Genomic DNA, 14,690 nt, shown 5'->3' on the forward strand with positions numbered 1-14,690 from the left:
TGCAACTCCTTCTCTTGCGCAATTCTAGGATCAGCCCCCACCCACGATGGGGGAAAGAAATGGGGTAAGCACAAAGCTTACCCCGTCGCACCAGCGCCGCAAGGCGGACTTGGCCGTACCACTAGCCACGCCGATCTGCTGCGCGCTCCGGCCAGCGGTCGGCACTGCCCGTGGCGACGACCAGGCGCTGGGTCAGCGTCTTGAGCAACACCCCGTAAAGAGGCAGGAAGAACGCCAGACTGATGGCCAGCTTGATGGCGTAGTCCACTGCCGCAATTTCCGGCCAGTGCAAAGCCATGAAGGGATCAGGCCCCGCATGGAAGGCAATGGCGAAAAACGCCAGCGTATCGACAAGATTACCGAGCAGCGTGGAAGCCGCTGGCGCTACCCACCAGGCGCCCAAGCGCCGTAAGCGATCAAACACCTGCACGTCCAGCAGCTGGCCGAGCAGATATGCCATAAAACTGGCAAGCGCAATACGCGCGACAAAGAGGTTGACCTCATCGAAGGCAGCCATGCCCACGTAGCTTCCCTTGGGAAAAATCACCGACACCAGGTAGGAGATCACCAAGGCCGGCAGCATGACCCGCAAGATGATCGCCCGAGCGGGCTCCTTACCGAACAGCCTTACCGTCAGGTCCGTGGCGAGAAAGATGAAGGGAAAACTGAAGGCGCCCCAGGTGGTATGCAAGCCAAATACCGTGAAGGGCAACTGCACGAGGTAGTTGCTGGCGGCAATGACGGCAATATGAAAAGCCACCATAAGTGCCAGCAATCGACGGCGCTGATCGGTCGTAAGCGTCAACATAGCGAACCTTTTTGGTAAGGGGTGAGGGAACCCTGGTGATCGAGTCATGACGACAGACGTCGCGCATGATGGTGTTGAGAGGCAGCAAACGCAGGCCCTGCCCACGGAAACCGAGGTAGACCCGAGACGCAAACACCCCAAAAGTGCCTGCCGCGCGCTCTTATGCCGGGTGCAGGATTATACGCACATCGCCATAGCCATGCCATGCATGCCACGCGGCAGCCAGCCTGGAGGCCGCCTGCGCCCCCACCACACGACGATGAGACAGCGCCTGTTACTGCCCGTTGCGATTCGATTCCCTTTAGTCAATATCAGTAACCATATGAACACAATGGTTACTTAACGAGACAATAATTTGCTAATTCTGCTGTAGCAGTCACAAACAAGCGTTTAAGACGCGTTTACTCCTACAATGCGCTATAATTGAGGAGTTTCTTAATCACTGACGCACTGAAAGGCGAGCCGTCCTGGAGCGACATAAGCCTGACGCAACCCAGGCCTGAAGCTAATTAGGTTCAGAGCACCCCAGGCATACAGCGAAAACGTCTATGGGCTTGTGTTGCAGCCCCAAGCGGGAGCGGGATGGCAACGCTGTTCATCCGCGCTCACTTAATCAGGGTGACAAGACATTTATGCGAAACACTGCAACCTCTTGCAACGCCCCACCCGTCCAGAACCTGCTGGACCGCAAGCCAGCGCCGGGTGTCGATATGATCAGTCACCATTGCAGTGGAGAGTGCTGATGAACAGCCAACAACGTGTTGCCGGTCGTCTGCTTGAGGGAGGAGACGCCGTGGTCGATAGGGCCAGTGGCCTGCTCAAGGCGATTGCCAACGACAACCGGTTACGAATTCTCTGCCTGCTGGAAGGACACGAACTCTCCGTCACGGAGCTTAATCAACGACTTAGCCTCAGCCAATCCGCCCTATCGCAACATCTGGCCATTTTAAGGCGCGCGGAACTGGTCACTACGCGGCGCTCCTCTCAGACCATCTACTACTCACTCAATGGTGAAAGTGCGAGCATCATGATCGCCGCGATCGTCAAGATGAACGCCGCCAATGACGATTGATGGCCGCCAGATCGAGACGGACAAAAGGCAGGATGCCAACCGTCTTGAGTATCGCTACAAGGCTTGAGGACCAACGCTGTCACGCAGAGCGTGGCGAAAAACTCAAGCCTTGTGCAGGCGGGTGTTACTCGCCCCCCTTCCAGCAATACCCTTTAACGATGCTCCCAGCGGGATGCGTCCAGGCGCTCTTCTACTCTATCAAGGGCCTTGTCCACCACAGCAGAAGAGGAAAAGCCTAGCCGCTGAGCTAGCGTCGGCACTGACGACAGCTTGACGCTGAAGACCCGACGTTCGGACATCACCTGAGCGAGATAGGCTTCGCTGGTCGCCACGTCATCTGCCAGCCCCTTCGCCACGGCTTCCTCGCCATACCAGACCTCGCCGGTGGATACGGCTTCAATATCCACATGGGTACGACGCTCAGCTACGTAGGACTTGAACCTCTCGTGAATATTCTCGAGATCCTGCTGAAGCTTGTCTCGTCCCTCATCGGTATTTTCGCCTAACACCGTCACCGTTCTTTTGTAGCGACCGGCGGTAAACAGTTCGACGTCAATATCGTGGCGCTTCAACAGTCGATGGACGTTAGGAACCTGTGCCACGACACCAATGGAACCGATGACGGCGAAGGGTGCCACGATGATGCGCTTGGCGTTGCACGCCATCAGATACCCGCCGCTGGCAGCCACCTTGTCGACACATACCGTGGTATTGAGACCCGCAGCATTGAGCCTGTCCAGCTCTGCAGCAGCTTGCCCGTAGGCATGGACCACTCCGCCTGGGCTCTCGATACGAACGATGACATCATCCCCCTCACGGGCAGTATCGATCAGCAGTGAGACCTCCCTGGCCAGGCGGTCGACCCCACTGGCCTTGAGATTACCGTGAAAGTCCAGGACCCAGGCAGTAGGCCTGCTATCGTCACCTTGGCCTGCCTCTTTCGTCTCGTCCGATGACCTCTTGAAGGGCCAGAGGCCCCGGCGACGCTTGGGCGACATGGCCTGAACAAGCCTCGCCCGCAGCCGGCGCTGGCGCTGGCCCAAGTCGACAATCTGCAGCTGCTCTCGCCCTTCGCTCCTCTGGCCGCGTGATCCAAGCGCAATCGCTCCTATGACAACCAGCGCGACCAGCAGCAACTGAACAAAAAACGTCACCAATTCACCCAACCACTCTTCCATGACTTCCTCCTGCGACACTTATAACGTGAGACGAGACCGAACAGGCAGAATCATGCTTTACAACCACCAGCATGCTCGGCAACGACAATCTCGACCTTGATTAAAACATCCGTTTGAAATACGCTTCCGTACAGATTCCCAGACCCCAGGATGCAACATGTCAACCACCCTCGAGTCCCTGCGCTCTCGCTTCAACCCGGATGCTGCCAAGGGCATGAACGAAGTCTTCCAGTTCCATTTCAGCGATGTCGAAGACTATTACGTGGTCATCGATGATGGCGCGCTGGATATCCAGCAAGGCGAGCATGACGACCCTTCTGTCAGCCTGAGCATGAGCAGTGAGACGCTCAAGGGAATCATGCAAGGCAACATCAACGGCATGACGGCCTTCATGACCGGTAAACTAAAGGCAACCGGCAACATCATGCTGGCGACACGGCTTACCGACCTGTTCCCGAGCTGATAGCCCGCGGCCAGCAGACAAGCTGCTGGCCGCTCCGCGCGACTGTCGTTCTTCGACGCCGACCTCGACTAACCGGCGCTTACACAGCCCATCCCTAAAGCCGTTCATTTCTCAAGCCGCTCATTTCTCAAGCCGTTCACCCCTCAACGAGTTCATCCGCCAAGCGGCTCAGGCCCTAGCCACCCCGGCCGTCGCGCACCTCAGCCAGGTGCAGCTCTATCAGTTCGCGGGAAATCGAGTAGAGAGGGGGAAGCTGGGGTAGTGTGCGCGGTGTAAACCAGGCAGCATCCTGGATTTCATGACCATCAATCCGGATTCTTCGGGTGGAGGCTTCCACCAGATAGCCAAGCATCAGAGAATGCGGAAATGGCCACGCCTGACTGCGAATGTAGCGTAACCGTCCCAACGAGATACCGACCTCTTCATGCACTTCACGATGCACGGCCTGCTCGGCAGATTCGCCAGGCTCGATGAATCCCGCCAGAGTGGAATACCGCCCAGGGGGAAACCTGGGACTGCGAGCCAGCAGCAGCGACTCGCCATGGGTTACCAGGGTAATGATGCACGGTGAAATACGAGGGTAGTTGCGATGACCGCAATGGTAGCAGTGCATCGCAAATTCGTGCTCGAGCCGCGTGGCGGCCTGGCCGCAGCGACCGCAGTAGCGGTGGTTGGCCATCCAGGCCCCCACCTGAAGCGCGGTCGACACGAGGGCGAACCATGACTCGGGTAACTGAGCCAACCATCCACGGCCGTCGATCCAGTCATCCCCTGGCTCGGATTCCAGACGCAGACCAACCGGATCGTCGTTCCACCAGCAAAGGGGTTGCACCTGGTCGTCCCAGTCCTGAATCAGCCCCAGCGGCGTATCGTCGACGCCAGGGGCGATTCGTCCTTCCGACAGCCTGATCACTCGGCCACGCGCTATTCCCTGCGGCAGCTCCCGACGTAGCATCAGTGACTCTCCTCCTTGGGCTGACCCAGGCCAGCATACTCCGGTGCCAAGTGGTCCCAATGGCACTGACCCGCCTTGGACCTCACGGCGTCGAGCTTCGCCAGGTGCGCCTGCTGCTCATCCTCATCGGGACGAATCACCGTCAACCGTCCTGCATCCAGTGACAAGCGGCGCACTGACAACTCACCCGGAACTGCCGCCTGCTGATCCTTGTCATCTCCGGCATCCAGCGTCAGCGCGGTCTGGCCGCCCGTCATTGCCAGATAGACGTCGGCCAGAATCTCAGCGTCGAGCAAGGCGCCGTGAAGCACCCGGTGACCGTTGTCGATGTCATAGCGCTTGCACAGCGCATCCAGGCTGTTGCGTTGGCCGGGATGCAGCTCCCGCGCCATCGTAAGGGTATCCAGCACGCCGCAATGTTGCCTGACCGGACCAGGATAGAGATCGGGCCGAGTCGCCTTCAGCAGCGAGAATTCATGATCGATGAAGCCCACGTCGAAGGGTGCGTTATGGATAACCAGTTCAGCCCCCCGTATGAAGTCCCAGAACTCGGCTGCCACGTCGGCGAAGACCGGCTCGTTGGCGACTCGCTCATTGGTGATACCGTGAATCCCGATGGCTTCAGCATCGATATCACGTTCTGGATTGATGTACTGATGATAGGTGTTACCGGTGAGGCGACGATTGATCATCTCCACCGCACCGATCTCAATCATTCGGTGACCATCGCGGGTCTCGATACCGGTGGTCTCAGTATCCAGCACTATCTGTCGCATGGGGATTTCCTGAATGTGGTAACGCCAGCGCCTGCGGGGTCAGGCGCCGCTCAACAAGTCGTCGATGGCTTCGTTGACCAGCCTGTCGGCAGCTTCATTGCCTGGGTGGCCGCTGTGCCCCTTGACCCAGTGCCACTCGATCTGATGACGCTGGGTCTGGGCGTAGAGCTCGCGCCAGAGATCAGCATTCTTGACCGGTTGCTTGGCAGCTGTCTTCCAGCCACGCTTGATCCACCCGTGAATCCACTCGGTAATGCCCTTGCGCAGGTATTCTGAGTCTGTCCACAGTGCGACTCGGCATTCCCGCTTCAACACGCCGAGGGCGCGTATCGCGGCGGTCAGCTCCATTCGATTATTGGTGGTGTCATGCTCGGCGCCCTTGAGCTCCTTGCGATGGTCGCCACTCTCGAGCAGCGCGCCCCACCCTCCTGGCCCTGGGTTACCTCGACACCCTCCGTCCGTATAAATAGTGACGACAGGGAGTGAGTCCGGTGTGGTCAACGCATTTCACCCTTTTTTCTGCTTCTGATGTTGTCGGACGCTAGGCTCCAGACAGGTGGTACCCAGGTGAGCACCACCAACCTGCAGGCCAAACAGCGGCCGCCGTCCTTGTGTGCACGCCAACTGAGAGCGACAGCGCGCCTGAATGATGTAGCAGTCGCCCATCGGCAGGTTATAGCGCCGACCCAGGGTTTCCAGCATGGTGTTGCGCCCGGACAACCCCGGCAGACGAAAGCGGCAGTAGTCTAACCGGTCGATCTCGACATCGACAAACTCCAGCCAGTCCCTGAGCGTACCCGGAGTTCGCCAGTGGCCCTGACCTGGCAGATGGCGTCGCTGCCGTGGGCTGAGCCTCATCAGCCCGGACACCGACAAGGGAGACCACCCGAGCAGCACCAGCCTGCCCTGCGGCGCCAATACACGCACGGCCTCCTGCAACAATTGATGAGGATGGGCCACGACCTCAAGCAGATGATTGAGCACTACTAGATCAACCGCCCCATCGGGTAGCGGGAGGCGCTCGGGCAGGCATACCAGCGTGCTGGAACTTTCCGCCAACTCCCTGGTCGGAGACCATCGTATCCAGTGACGCACGGCGGTCATGTCGACCAAAGGTTCGGCCAGAGATAGCTCGAGGCCATGCTGGCCGCACCAGCGCTCCGCCAGAGGACCCAGACAGGCCCTCTCGCAGCGGCGGACAGCTTGACCACTGTCACTGGACCAGTAGCGTCGAGCGTGCCGTATCAGGCGCGCGAGCTCCATCGGCTCCGACGCATTTGACATAGTGGACTCGTGCCTCCAAAGTGTCTGATTTTGCAGGGCGAAAAGCGAAGTTTACTGAAGACATCAGCTGCCGCCTGTCGCCACTAGCAGAGCGCCTGCATGCTAACCAAGACGTGCGCGCCTGCGGCATTGTATCCAGTGGCTATCGACTCTGCGGCTTTTGAAGGAACCTGACGACCATGCTAAGCGTGACACCGATTCCTGCCTTTAGCGACAACTATATCTGGCTACTGCGCCAGGATTCGAGTCAAGAGGTCTGCGTGGTCGATCCAGGCGACGCCGAGCCCGTCATTCAGCTGCTCGAACGGGAAAACCTGACGCTGGGATGCATCCTGGTGACCCATCACCACCACGACCATACGGGCGGCATCGCCGAACTGGTCGAGCGCTACTCACCGCGCGTGGTCGGACCCAGAGCGTCGGGCTCAGACGCTCCCACGGTCGAGGGCATTACCGAGATCGTCGGTGATGGTGATGAACTACGCGTGATGGGGCGCCTGTTCGAGGTGATGGCGGTTCCAGGGCACACCCTCGACCACATCGCTTTCTTCACCGCTGGCATCCCCTCTCTACTGTTTTGTGGAGACACCTTGTTCAGCGGTGGCTGTGGCAGATTGTTCGAAGGATCCCCCGAACAGATGCTGCGCTCCCTCGAGCGGCTGAATACGCTACCAGCCGAAACCCTGGTATTCTCGGCCCACGAATATACCCTGGCCAACCTTGCCTTTGCGCAGGCGGCCAATCCAGGCAACCCCGAGGTTGCCCGTGCCCTGACCGACTGTCAGAAAGCACGTGAACTGGACCGACCCACGCTGCCAACAACGATGGAACGTGAGCGCCGTATCAATCCTTTCCTTCGTTGCGATGATGAGGATGTCAAGCGCGCTGCATCAGCTCATGGGTCGACCGACAGCACGGACGCCACCTTTGCCACGTTGAGAGCCTGGAAGGATGACTTCTAAGGTCGCCATCAACTAGGCGTTCCATGTACATCGCCCCATGACAGGTTCGTGAACCCTTTCATGAACCGGGAGAACTCTTACGCATGACATTTCACACGACCCGTAGACGACTTCTTGGTGCTGCCAGTAGTCTGGCGCTCCTTGGCTCGTTGATGGCCGGTGCCTATACCTCGCAAGCCTCACCGCTCCCACCTGGTGGAGCACTGCCCTATAACAGCGACCCCGGCAGCACTGCGGCCGCCCAGGGCGGCGCTGCGGCGCACCAGCATTTGACCACCCACTTCTGGGACGCGCTGGAACTGGAACCGCAGGATGCCTGGACCAGCCTGCGCGGAGATTTTCAGTGGAACGATGTGGCCGTCAATGCGCGTGTGCAGGAGTGGATCGACTACTACCAGAAAAGTCCCCACAACGTTGCTGAGATCACCGAACGCGCCCGTCCGTGGCTAGCCTGGATCACCCAACAGGTGGAATCCCGCGGTCTCCCCGGCGAGATCGCCTTGATCCCGTTCGTGGAAAGCTCCTTTGATCCCAAGGCACGCAGCCACTTTGGCGCCGCTGGACTGTGGCAAATCATGCCGCGTACCGGCGACGCGCTGGGGCTGAAGCGCAACGGTGCCTGGGATGGCCGCAACGACGTCGTGGCATCGACTCGCGCCGCCCTGGACTACATCGAGATGCAGGCCGATCAGTGGTACGAAGGCGATCTGATGCTGTCTCTGGCCGCCTACAACGCTGGCGCTGGTACGGTCAACAATGCCCGCCGGGCCGCGCAGGCAAGAGGCCTGGCCGGAGACTACTGGGACCTCAATCTTCCCGCCGAAACGATGGCCTACGTTCCCAAGCTGATTGCGATTTCTCGTATCATCGATAACCCCGAGCGCTACGGCGTGACGTTACCTGACATCAGCGGCTCCGCGGCCTTCGCCAAGGTCTCGGTGACAGCTCCCATCTCGCTCAGCAAGGCCGCCGCCCTCGCCGGCGTGACCACCAGCGAGCTGGCCGAGCTGAACCCTGGGCTGAAGTCACGCAACGTCAATCCTCGCCACACCCGTCAAATTCTGGTCCCTGCCGAGAGCGCAGCGACCCTGCGCAGCGCCCTCACCAACATCAACGATGTTCAGGTGGCCAGCGCAGACCCGGCAGACACTCATGTGGTCGAGAGCGGCGAGACCCTCACGCGCATCGCCATGCTCTACTCTGTGTCACCTCGTGATCTTGCCCAATGGAATGGCATCGATAATCCGCAGGCTTTACAACCGGGCCAGCAACTGACACTTTCCGGAAGATAAAGCGGACGCCATTCTGGCGTCCCTCAGGACAAGGATTTCAGCGCGATGCGACAGGTGGCGATTGGCGTGAGCCTCGCGAGCGTGCTGCTGGCCGGACATTGTGCGGCCGCAGACGTGTCTACCGTTCCCACGGTGCATGCCCTACCTCTGTTCGGTGAGCCGGCGCTGCCGGCTGACTTTGACCACCTGCCCCATGCCAACCCCGATGCTCCCCATGGAGGCAGCCTCGTTCGTGCTGCCCAGGGCAGCTTCGACTCGACCAATCCCTTTATCGTGCGCGGCACTCCCGCCTCGGGGCTTACCCAGATCTATGACACCCTGCTGGAGTCGAATCCGGGTGAACCGTTTACCATGTATGGGCTGCTGGCCGAAGGCATCAGGCTCGATCCGGATCGGCGCTGGGTCGAATTCGACTTGCGCCCGGAAGCGCGTTTTCATGACGGTGAACCGGTTGATGCCGACGATGTTGTCTTCAGTTTCCAGACGCTGACCACCCAGGGACAGCCGTTCTATCGCGCCTACTACAGCGACGTTACCAGCGTGACCGCGGTTGATCGCGATACCATCCGCTTTGAACTTGGAGACAGCGAGAGCCGAGAGCTGCCGCTGATCCTGGGGCAGATGCCGATCCTGCCTGAGCACTTCTGGCAAGACCGTGATTTCGAGGCCGTCACCCGCGACGCCTTGCTGGGATCGGGGCCCTATCGTATCGCCGAGGTAGATCCTGGCCGCCGAATCGTCTACGAGCGGGTCGATGACTACTGGGGGTGGCAGGTTCCGGTCAACGTGGGCCGCCACAATATCCAGCGACTGGTGTTTGACTACTATCGCGACCAGACGGTGGCGCTGGAAGCCTTCAAGGCAGGCAACCTCGACTTTCGACTGGAGAACTCCGCCAGCAACTGGGCGACCGCCTACGAGTTTCCTGCGCTCAAGGAAGGGTTTGTCAAACAGCTGCAGGTGCACGATGGCCAGCCAGCGGGCATGCAGGCCTACGTGATGAATCTGCGCAAGGACAAGTTTCAGGACGTGCGCGTACGCGAGGCCATCACCATGGGCTTCGACTTTCCATGGCTGAATCAGAATCTGTTCTATGGGGCATACGAGCGCACCGACAGCTACTTCGAGAATTCCGAGATGGAAGCCAGTGGCCTGCCTTCCGCCCAGGAGCTTGACTTGCTGGAGCCCTTTCGTGACCAGCTACCCGAGCGGGTCTTCACCCAGCCATTGCCCATGGAGCAACCCGAGGCCTTACGCCCACGTCTCGCTCATGCCCTTCAGCTGTTGACCGAAGCCGGCTTCGAAGCCCGAGATGGCACGATGGTCAATGCGCAGACCGGGGAACCGCTCAACATCGAAATACTGCTCTACAGCACCCAATTCGAGCGCATAGCTCAGCCGTTGCTGCGCAATCTTGCGAGGCTGGGCATCCAGGGCAACATTCGCACGGTGGATGTCAATCAGTACCTCAACCGCCTGCGCAACTTCGATTTCGACATGGTGGTGGGCAGCTATCCACAATCCCTGAGTCCCGGCAACGAACAGCGCGAGTTCTGGGGAAGTGAGTACGCAGATCGCCCCCAGAGCCGCAACCTCATCGGATTGAAGGACCCGGTCATCGATGCCCTCGTGGATCGTCTTATCGCCGCGGAATCGCGCGAGGCACTGGATACGGCCGCGCATGCCCTCGACCGCGTGTTGCGCTGGGGGTTCTATGTGGTTCCGCAGTTTCACCTGGCCGCACACCGTATCGCGCTGTGGGACAAGTTCGCCTGGCAGGAGCCCTTTCCCGAGTACACGCTCGATCTCAGCGCCTGGTGGGTCGATGGCGAGCGCGAAGAGGCCGTCGAGGCCCGCCAGCGCAGCCGCTGAAGGGCTGGCGAGATACCGTCCGCTGGAAGCCCAGCATGAAGGCGGCATACAAGGGGCGCCGACGTTGATTCGGGCGAGTTGCTGAGTGACGCTCAACGCATCACCGTGGCAGCATGACGAGAACCTGTTCTGCAAGGAAGTGCCGTGGGTGCCTACATACTGCGCCGACTGTTGTTGATGATTCCCACCCTGCTGGGGATCATGCTGCTCAATTTCATGATCGTTCAGGCCGCCCCCGGCGGCCCCATCGATCAAATTCTGGCCCGTTTCGAGGGCTTCTCCAGTGAGGCCAGCACACGTCTGCAAGGCGGAGGTGGCGAGACACTCACCAGCGGTGAGTCACGCGGTAGCCGCGGGGTGCCCGAGCAGTTCATTGCTCAACTCGAACAGCAGTTCGGCTTCGACAAGCCCGCCCATGAGCGCTTCTTCGACATGATGGTGGACTACGCCACCTTTGACTTCGGCGAGAGCTTCTTCCGCGGTGAAGCGGTCACCACACTGATGCTGGAGCGTCTGCCGGTGTCGATATCGCTCGGCCTGTGGACGACGCTGCTGGTCTATCTCATTTCCATCCCCCTGGGGGTACGCAAGGCGCTAAAACATGGCTCCGCCTTCGATGTCTGGACATCGGGACTGGTCATCGTGGGATATGCCATTCCGGGGTTCCTGTTCGCCATTCTGTTGATCGTGCTGTTCGCGGGAGGCAGCTACTTCGATGTCTTCCCGCTGCGTGGGCTGACCTCACCGGATTTCGCGGAGCTGGGAACCTGGGGCAAAGTAAAGGACTATCTCTGGCACATTATCCTGCCGGTCAGCGCCTCGGCCATCGGCAGCTTTGCCACCCTGACCATGCTTACCAAGAACAGCTTTCTTGATGAGATTCATCGCCAGTACGTGCTGACGGCCAGAGCCAAGGGCGCCGGTGACCGCAGGGTGCTGTACGGTCACGTCTTTCGTAACGCCATGCTGATCATCATCGCCGGCATGCCTGCCGCCCTGATTGGCATCTTCTTCACCGGCTCGCTGCTGATCGAGGTGATCTTTTCGTTGAACGGCCTGGGGCTGCTCGGCTTCGAGGCCGTGATGCAACGTGACTACCCGGTCATCTTCGGCACCTTGTATCTGTATACCCTGATAGGCCTCCTGTTAAAGCTGGTGTCCGACCTGACCTATGTCTGGGTGGACCCTCGCATCGACTTCGACACTCGGGAGTCCTGACCGTGCCGACGCTATCCCCCATCACCCGACGCCGACTCAGCGTATTTCGTCACCAGCGCCGCGCCTGGTGGTCGCTGTGGGTCTTTGGACTACTATTCGTCCTGAGCCTTGGCGCGGAGCTGGTAGCCAATGACAAGCCGTTGCTGGTGAAGTACCAGCAGGAATGGTATTTCCCGCTGGCCGTGGATTACCCCGACACCGCCTTTGGTGGCTTCCTGCCGACCCCCGCCGACTATCGCGATGCGTTTACCCGGGACGCCATCGAGGCAGACGGCTGGATCCTGTGGGCCCCCATCCCCTACTCCTATGACACCCTGGATATGGCGCTGACCCACCCTGCCCCCTCGCCGCCCGATGCCCGCCACTGGCTAGGCACCGATGACCAGGGGCGGGACGTGCTGGCTCGCGTCATCTATGGCTTCCGCCTGTCGGTCATCTTTGCCCTGGTGCTTACCCTGGGCTCCCTGGTGCTGGGGGTGCTGGCAGGCGGGGTGCAGGGCTACTTTGGAGGCAAGGTCGACCTGGTAGGCCAGCGCCTGACCGAAATCTGGTCCGGGCTGCCCGTGCTGTTCCTGTTGATCATCCTGGCGAGCCTGGTCGAACCGAACCTGTGGTGGCTGCTGGGGATCATGCTGCTGTTCTCGTGGCTCGGCCTGGTGGATATCGTGCGAGCGGAATTCCTGCGTGCGCGCAATCTCGAATATGTCCGGGCGGCAAAGGCCATGGGGCTACCGTCGCATCTGATCATGTGGCGGCATGTCCTGCCCAATGCCATGGTCGCCACCCTGACCTTCATCCCGTTCCTGTTCACCGGTGCCATCACCACCCTGACAGCACTGGATTTCCTGGGCTTTGGCTTACCACCGGGCTCCCCTTCCCTGGGCGAGCTGGTCGCCCAAGGTAAGAACAATCTCCAGGCTCCCTGGCTTGGCATTACCGCCTTTCTGACGCTCGCCATCATGCTGTCATTGCTGGTGTTTATCGGTGAGGGCATCCGTGATGCCTTCGATCCCCGCCATGTGCCCTCCTCGACGAGCAGCGGATCAGCCCAAGGAAGCGAGACATGAGCAGCGATACGCTACTGACCCTAGATCGCCTCAGCATCGACTTCGACGGACATAATGTCGTCAATGAGCTGTCCCTGGAGGTCAGGCGCGGGGAAACCCTGGCGCTGGTCGGGGAGTCTGGCTCGGGCAAGTCGGTCAGCGCACTCGGCGCCTTCAATCTGCTCTCCAACAATGCCAGCGTCTCTGGGGGGCGCTTCCTCGAGCAGACCGATCTCAGCAGGCTGACACGGGCGCAATGGCAAGGCCTGCTAGGTAACAAAGTCGGCTTCGTCTTTCAGGAGCCGATGACGTCACTCAATCCGCTGCACACGATTGGTCGCCAGCTGGCCGAAACCTTGAGATTGCACCAGGGCATCAAGGGACGTGCGGCACGTGCTCGCTGTCATCAACTACTCGAACAGGTACAGCTTCCCCGTGCGGAAGAGCTACTCGACGCCTGGCCCCATCAACTCTCCGGGGGGCAGCGCCAACGGGTGATGATCGCCATGGCCATCGCTAACGAGCCACAGCTGTTGATTGCCGATGAGCCTACCACGGCGCTGGATGTCACCGTGCAGCAGGATGTCCTTGCACTGTTGGCTGAGCTTCGCGATCGCCATGGCATGGGCATGCTGTTCATTACCCATGACTTGAATCTGGTGAAACGCCACGCCGATCGCGTCTGTGTCATGCACCGAGGCGTGGCCCAGGAAACCGGTGATGTCGACGAGGTCTTCAGCGCTCCCCGTAGCCAACATGCAAGAGAACTGCTGGAGGCAGAGCCCGAGGGACAGCCTGCCCCCACCGCAGCAGATGCCAGCCTGCTGATGCGTGCAGAAGGGCTCAGCGTTACCTTCGAGCGCCCGCGGCGGCTGCTGCAACGGGCGCGGCCAGGATTTCAGGCGGTAGCGCCGATGGACCTCGAAATTGCCGAGGGTGAAACCCTGGGCATCGTTGGCGAGTCGGGTTCGGGCAAGACCACTCTGGCGAGCGCCCTGCTAAGGCTTACCCGCAGTAGCGGGTCCATCCAGTTCGATGACCAGCGGCTTGATCAGCTGAGCGGCAACGCCCTGCGCAAGCAGCGTCGCCAGCTGCAGATGGTGTTTCAGGACCCCTATGGTTCCCTGTCACCCCGCATGCCGGTGGCCGACATCGTCAGTGAGGGGCTGCGCTACCATCACCCCGAGCTTTCCCCGACAGAAGTTGCCGAGCGGGTTCGCCGAACGCTACGGGAGGTCGAACTGCCACAAGACGTAGCGCGACGTTACCCCCATGAATTCTCGGGAGGCCAGCGCCAGCGCATCGCCGTGGCCAGAGCCATCATCCTTGAGCCTCGTCTCATCGTGCTGGATGAACCCACGTCGGCGCTGGACCGAACCGTTCAGAAGCAATTGATTGATCTGTTGCGACAACTTCAGGAGCGACATGGCTTGAGCTACCTGTTCATCAGTCATGACCTGTCAGTAGTGCGAGCCATGGCGCATCGCGTCATGGTACTCAAGGAGGGAAAGGTGGTCGAAGAAGGCCCTTGTGCCGACATCCTCTCCCGCCCAAGCAGTGCCTATACTCGTGCCCTGGTGGACGCCGCCGGACTCTCAACGGGTGACGACCCTAAGTAACGAGCGTCAGGAACGGCCGACGGTAACGAGCGTCAGCTACGAGCGTCAGTAACGATCGACAGTGACGGCCGGCACTCGCCTACCATGATGTCGCCGTACCACCCCTCGGGGGGCGTTCAACGGTGATAGCGGAGTGCCCTGCTTC

At 60.2% G+C, this 14,690-nt stretch carries 14 protein-coding genes; 8 read left to right on the plus strand and 6 right to left on the minus strand.

The features are described from left to right. Nucleotides 1-121: 121 nt before the first annotated feature. Entirely contained in the window at nucleotides 122-808 is a 687-nt protein-coding gene (locus KUV72_RS11740; protein WP_206938933.1) for a 7-cyano-7-deazaguanine/7-aminomethyl-7-deazaguanine transporter, read from the minus strand. A gap of 742 nt (nucleotides 809-1,550) precedes the next feature. Here KUV72_RS11740 and KUV72_RS11745 point away from each other — a divergent pair. After that, on the plus strand, nucleotides 1,551-1,880 hold the full coding sequence (locus KUV72_RS11745) for an ArsR/SmtB family transcription factor (RefSeq protein WP_206938942.1): 330 nt from the start codon (nucleotides 1,551-1,553) through the stop codon (nucleotides 1,878-1,880). Between the two features lie 152 nt (nucleotides 1,881-2,032). On the opposite strand, the gene sohB is transcribed toward KUV72_RS11745, so the two are convergent. Continuing rightward, a complete protein-coding gene (gene sohB / locus KUV72_RS11750) occupies nucleotides 2,033-3,058 on the minus strand; it encodes a protease SohB (protein ID WP_222238518.1) in 1,026 nt (341 codons plus the stop codon). Nucleotides 3,059-3,215: 157 nt separating this feature from the next. On the opposite strand from sohB, the gene KUV72_RS11755 reads away from it, so the two are divergent. Continuing rightward, entirely contained in the window at nucleotides 3,216-3,521 is a 306-nt protein-coding gene (locus KUV72_RS11755; RefSeq protein WP_222163780.1) for an SCP2 sterol-binding domain-containing protein, read from the plus strand. Between the two features lie 175 nt (nucleotides 3,522-3,696). On the opposite strand, the gene nudC is transcribed toward KUV72_RS11755, so the two are convergent. From nudC to KUV72_RS11775, 4 genes are read right to left on the minus strand one after another with little or no spacing between them, the layout of a single operon-like run. Then, on the minus strand, nucleotides 3,697-4,476 hold the full coding sequence (gene nudC, locus KUV72_RS11760; RefSeq protein WP_222238519.1) for an NAD(+) diphosphatase: 780 nt from the start codon (nucleotides 4,474-4,476) through the stop codon (nucleotides 3,697-3,699). After that, entirely contained in the window at nucleotides 4,476-5,252 is a 777-nt protein-coding gene (gene dnaQ, locus KUV72_RS11765) for a DNA polymerase III subunit epsilon (protein ID WP_206938950.1), read from the minus strand. Before dnaQ ends, nudC begins: the two co-directional genes overlap by 1 nt. Nucleotides 5,253-5,291: 39 nt before the next feature. Continuing rightward, complete coding sequence (rnhA, locus tag KUV72_RS11770; protein WP_206938954.1) at nucleotides 5,292-5,753, minus strand: ribonuclease HI; 462 nt, start codon at nucleotides 5,751-5,753, stop codon at nucleotides 5,292-5,294. Nucleotides 5,754-5,759: 6 nt separating this feature from the next. Further along, nucleotides 5,760-6,536 (minus strand): class I SAM-dependent methyltransferase, encoded by a 777-nt coding sequence (locus KUV72_RS11775; RefSeq protein WP_224852104.1) that lies wholly within the window; start codon nucleotides 6,534-6,536, stop codon nucleotides 5,760-5,762. Between the two features lie 179 nt (nucleotides 6,537-6,715). Between KUV72_RS11775 and gloB the strand changes: the two genes are divergently transcribed. The 6 genes from gloB (at nucleotide 6,716) to KUV72_RS11805 (ending at nucleotide 14,545) form a co-directional block, all read left to right on the plus strand. Next, nucleotides 6,716-7,498 (plus strand): hydroxyacylglutathione hydrolase, encoded by a 783-nt coding sequence (gloB, locus tag KUV72_RS11780; protein ID WP_222238520.1) that lies wholly within the window; start codon nucleotides 6,716-6,718, stop codon nucleotides 7,496-7,498. An 83-nt stretch (nucleotides 7,499-7,581) separates the two neighbouring features. After that, complete coding sequence (locus tag KUV72_RS11785; RefSeq protein WP_222238521.1) at nucleotides 7,582-8,790, plus strand: transglycosylase SLT domain-containing protein; 1,209 nt, start codon at nucleotides 7,582-7,584, stop codon at nucleotides 8,788-8,790. A 45-nt stretch (nucleotides 8,791-8,835) separates the two neighbouring features. Continuing rightward, nucleotides 8,836-10,662 (plus strand): extracellular solute-binding protein, encoded by a 1,827-nt coding sequence (locus tag KUV72_RS11790; RefSeq protein WP_222238522.1) that lies wholly within the window; start codon nucleotides 8,836-8,838, stop codon nucleotides 10,660-10,662. A 144-nt stretch (nucleotides 10,663-10,806) separates the two neighbouring features. Further along, complete coding sequence (locus tag KUV72_RS11795; RefSeq protein WP_206938974.1) at nucleotides 10,807-11,880, plus strand: microcin C ABC transporter permease YejB; 1,074 nt, start codon at nucleotides 10,807-10,809, stop codon at nucleotides 11,878-11,880. Between the two features lie 2 nt (nucleotides 11,881-11,882). Beyond that, entirely contained in the window at nucleotides 11,883-12,947 is a 1,065-nt protein-coding gene (locus KUV72_RS11800; RefSeq protein ID WP_409995887.1) for an ABC transporter permease, read from the plus strand. After that, nucleotides 12,944-14,545, plus strand: coding sequence for an ABC transporter ATP-binding protein (locus KUV72_RS11805; RefSeq protein WP_222238523.1), 1,602 nt, complete (start codon nucleotides 12,944-12,946; stop codon nucleotides 14,543-14,545). The genes KUV72_RS11800 and KUV72_RS11805 overlap by 4 nt, the downstream gene beginning before the upstream one ends. The last annotated feature ends 145 nt before the right edge of the window (nucleotides 14,546-14,690 follow it).

It is taken from the genome of Halomonas sp. DP4Y7-1, from assembly GCF_019800705.1.
Lineage (GTDB): Bacteria > Pseudomonadota > Gammaproteobacteria > Pseudomonadales > Halomonadaceae > Halomonas > Halomonas litopenaei_A.

Coding starts and splice junctions, on each gene's coding strand:
- KUV72_RS11740 (WP_206938933.1), bottom strand. CDS start 808: ATGTTGACGCTTACGACCGATCAGCGCCGTCGATTGCTGGCACTTATG.
- KUV72_RS11745 (WP_206938942.1), top strand. CDS start 1,551: ATGAACAGCCAACAACGTGTTGCCGGTCGTCTGCTTGAGGGAGGAGAC.
- sohB (WP_222238518.1), bottom strand. CDS start 3,058: ATGGAAGAGTGGTTGGGTGAATTGGTGACGTTTTTTGTTCAGTTGCTG.
- KUV72_RS11755 (WP_222163780.1), top strand. CDS start 3,216: ATGTCAACCACCCTCGAGTCCCTGCGCTCTCGCTTCAACCCGGATGCT.
- nudC (WP_222238519.1), bottom strand. CDS start 4,476: ATGCTACGTCGGGAGCTGCCGCAGGGAATAGCGCGTGGCCGAGTGATC.
- dnaQ (WP_206938950.1), bottom strand. CDS start 5,252: ATGCGACAGATAGTGCTGGATACTGAGACCACCGGTATCGAGACCCGC.
- KUV72_RS11775 (WP_224852104.1), bottom strand. CDS start 6,536: ATGTCAAATGCGTCGGAGCCGATGGAGCTCGCGCGCCTGATACGGCAC.
- gloB (WP_222238520.1), top strand. CDS start 6,716: ATGCTAAGCGTGACACCGATTCCTGCCTTTAGCGACAACTATATCTGG.
- KUV72_RS11785 (WP_222238521.1), top strand. CDS start 7,582: ATGACATTTCACACGACCCGTAGACGACTTCTTGGTGCTGCCAGTAGT.
- KUV72_RS11790 (WP_222238522.1), top strand. CDS start 8,836: ATGCGACAGGTGGCGATTGGCGTGAGCCTCGCGAGCGTGCTGCTGGCC.
- KUV72_RS11805 (WP_222238523.1), top strand. CDS start 12,944: ATGAGCAGCGATACGCTACTGACCCTAGATCGCCTCAGCATCGACTTC.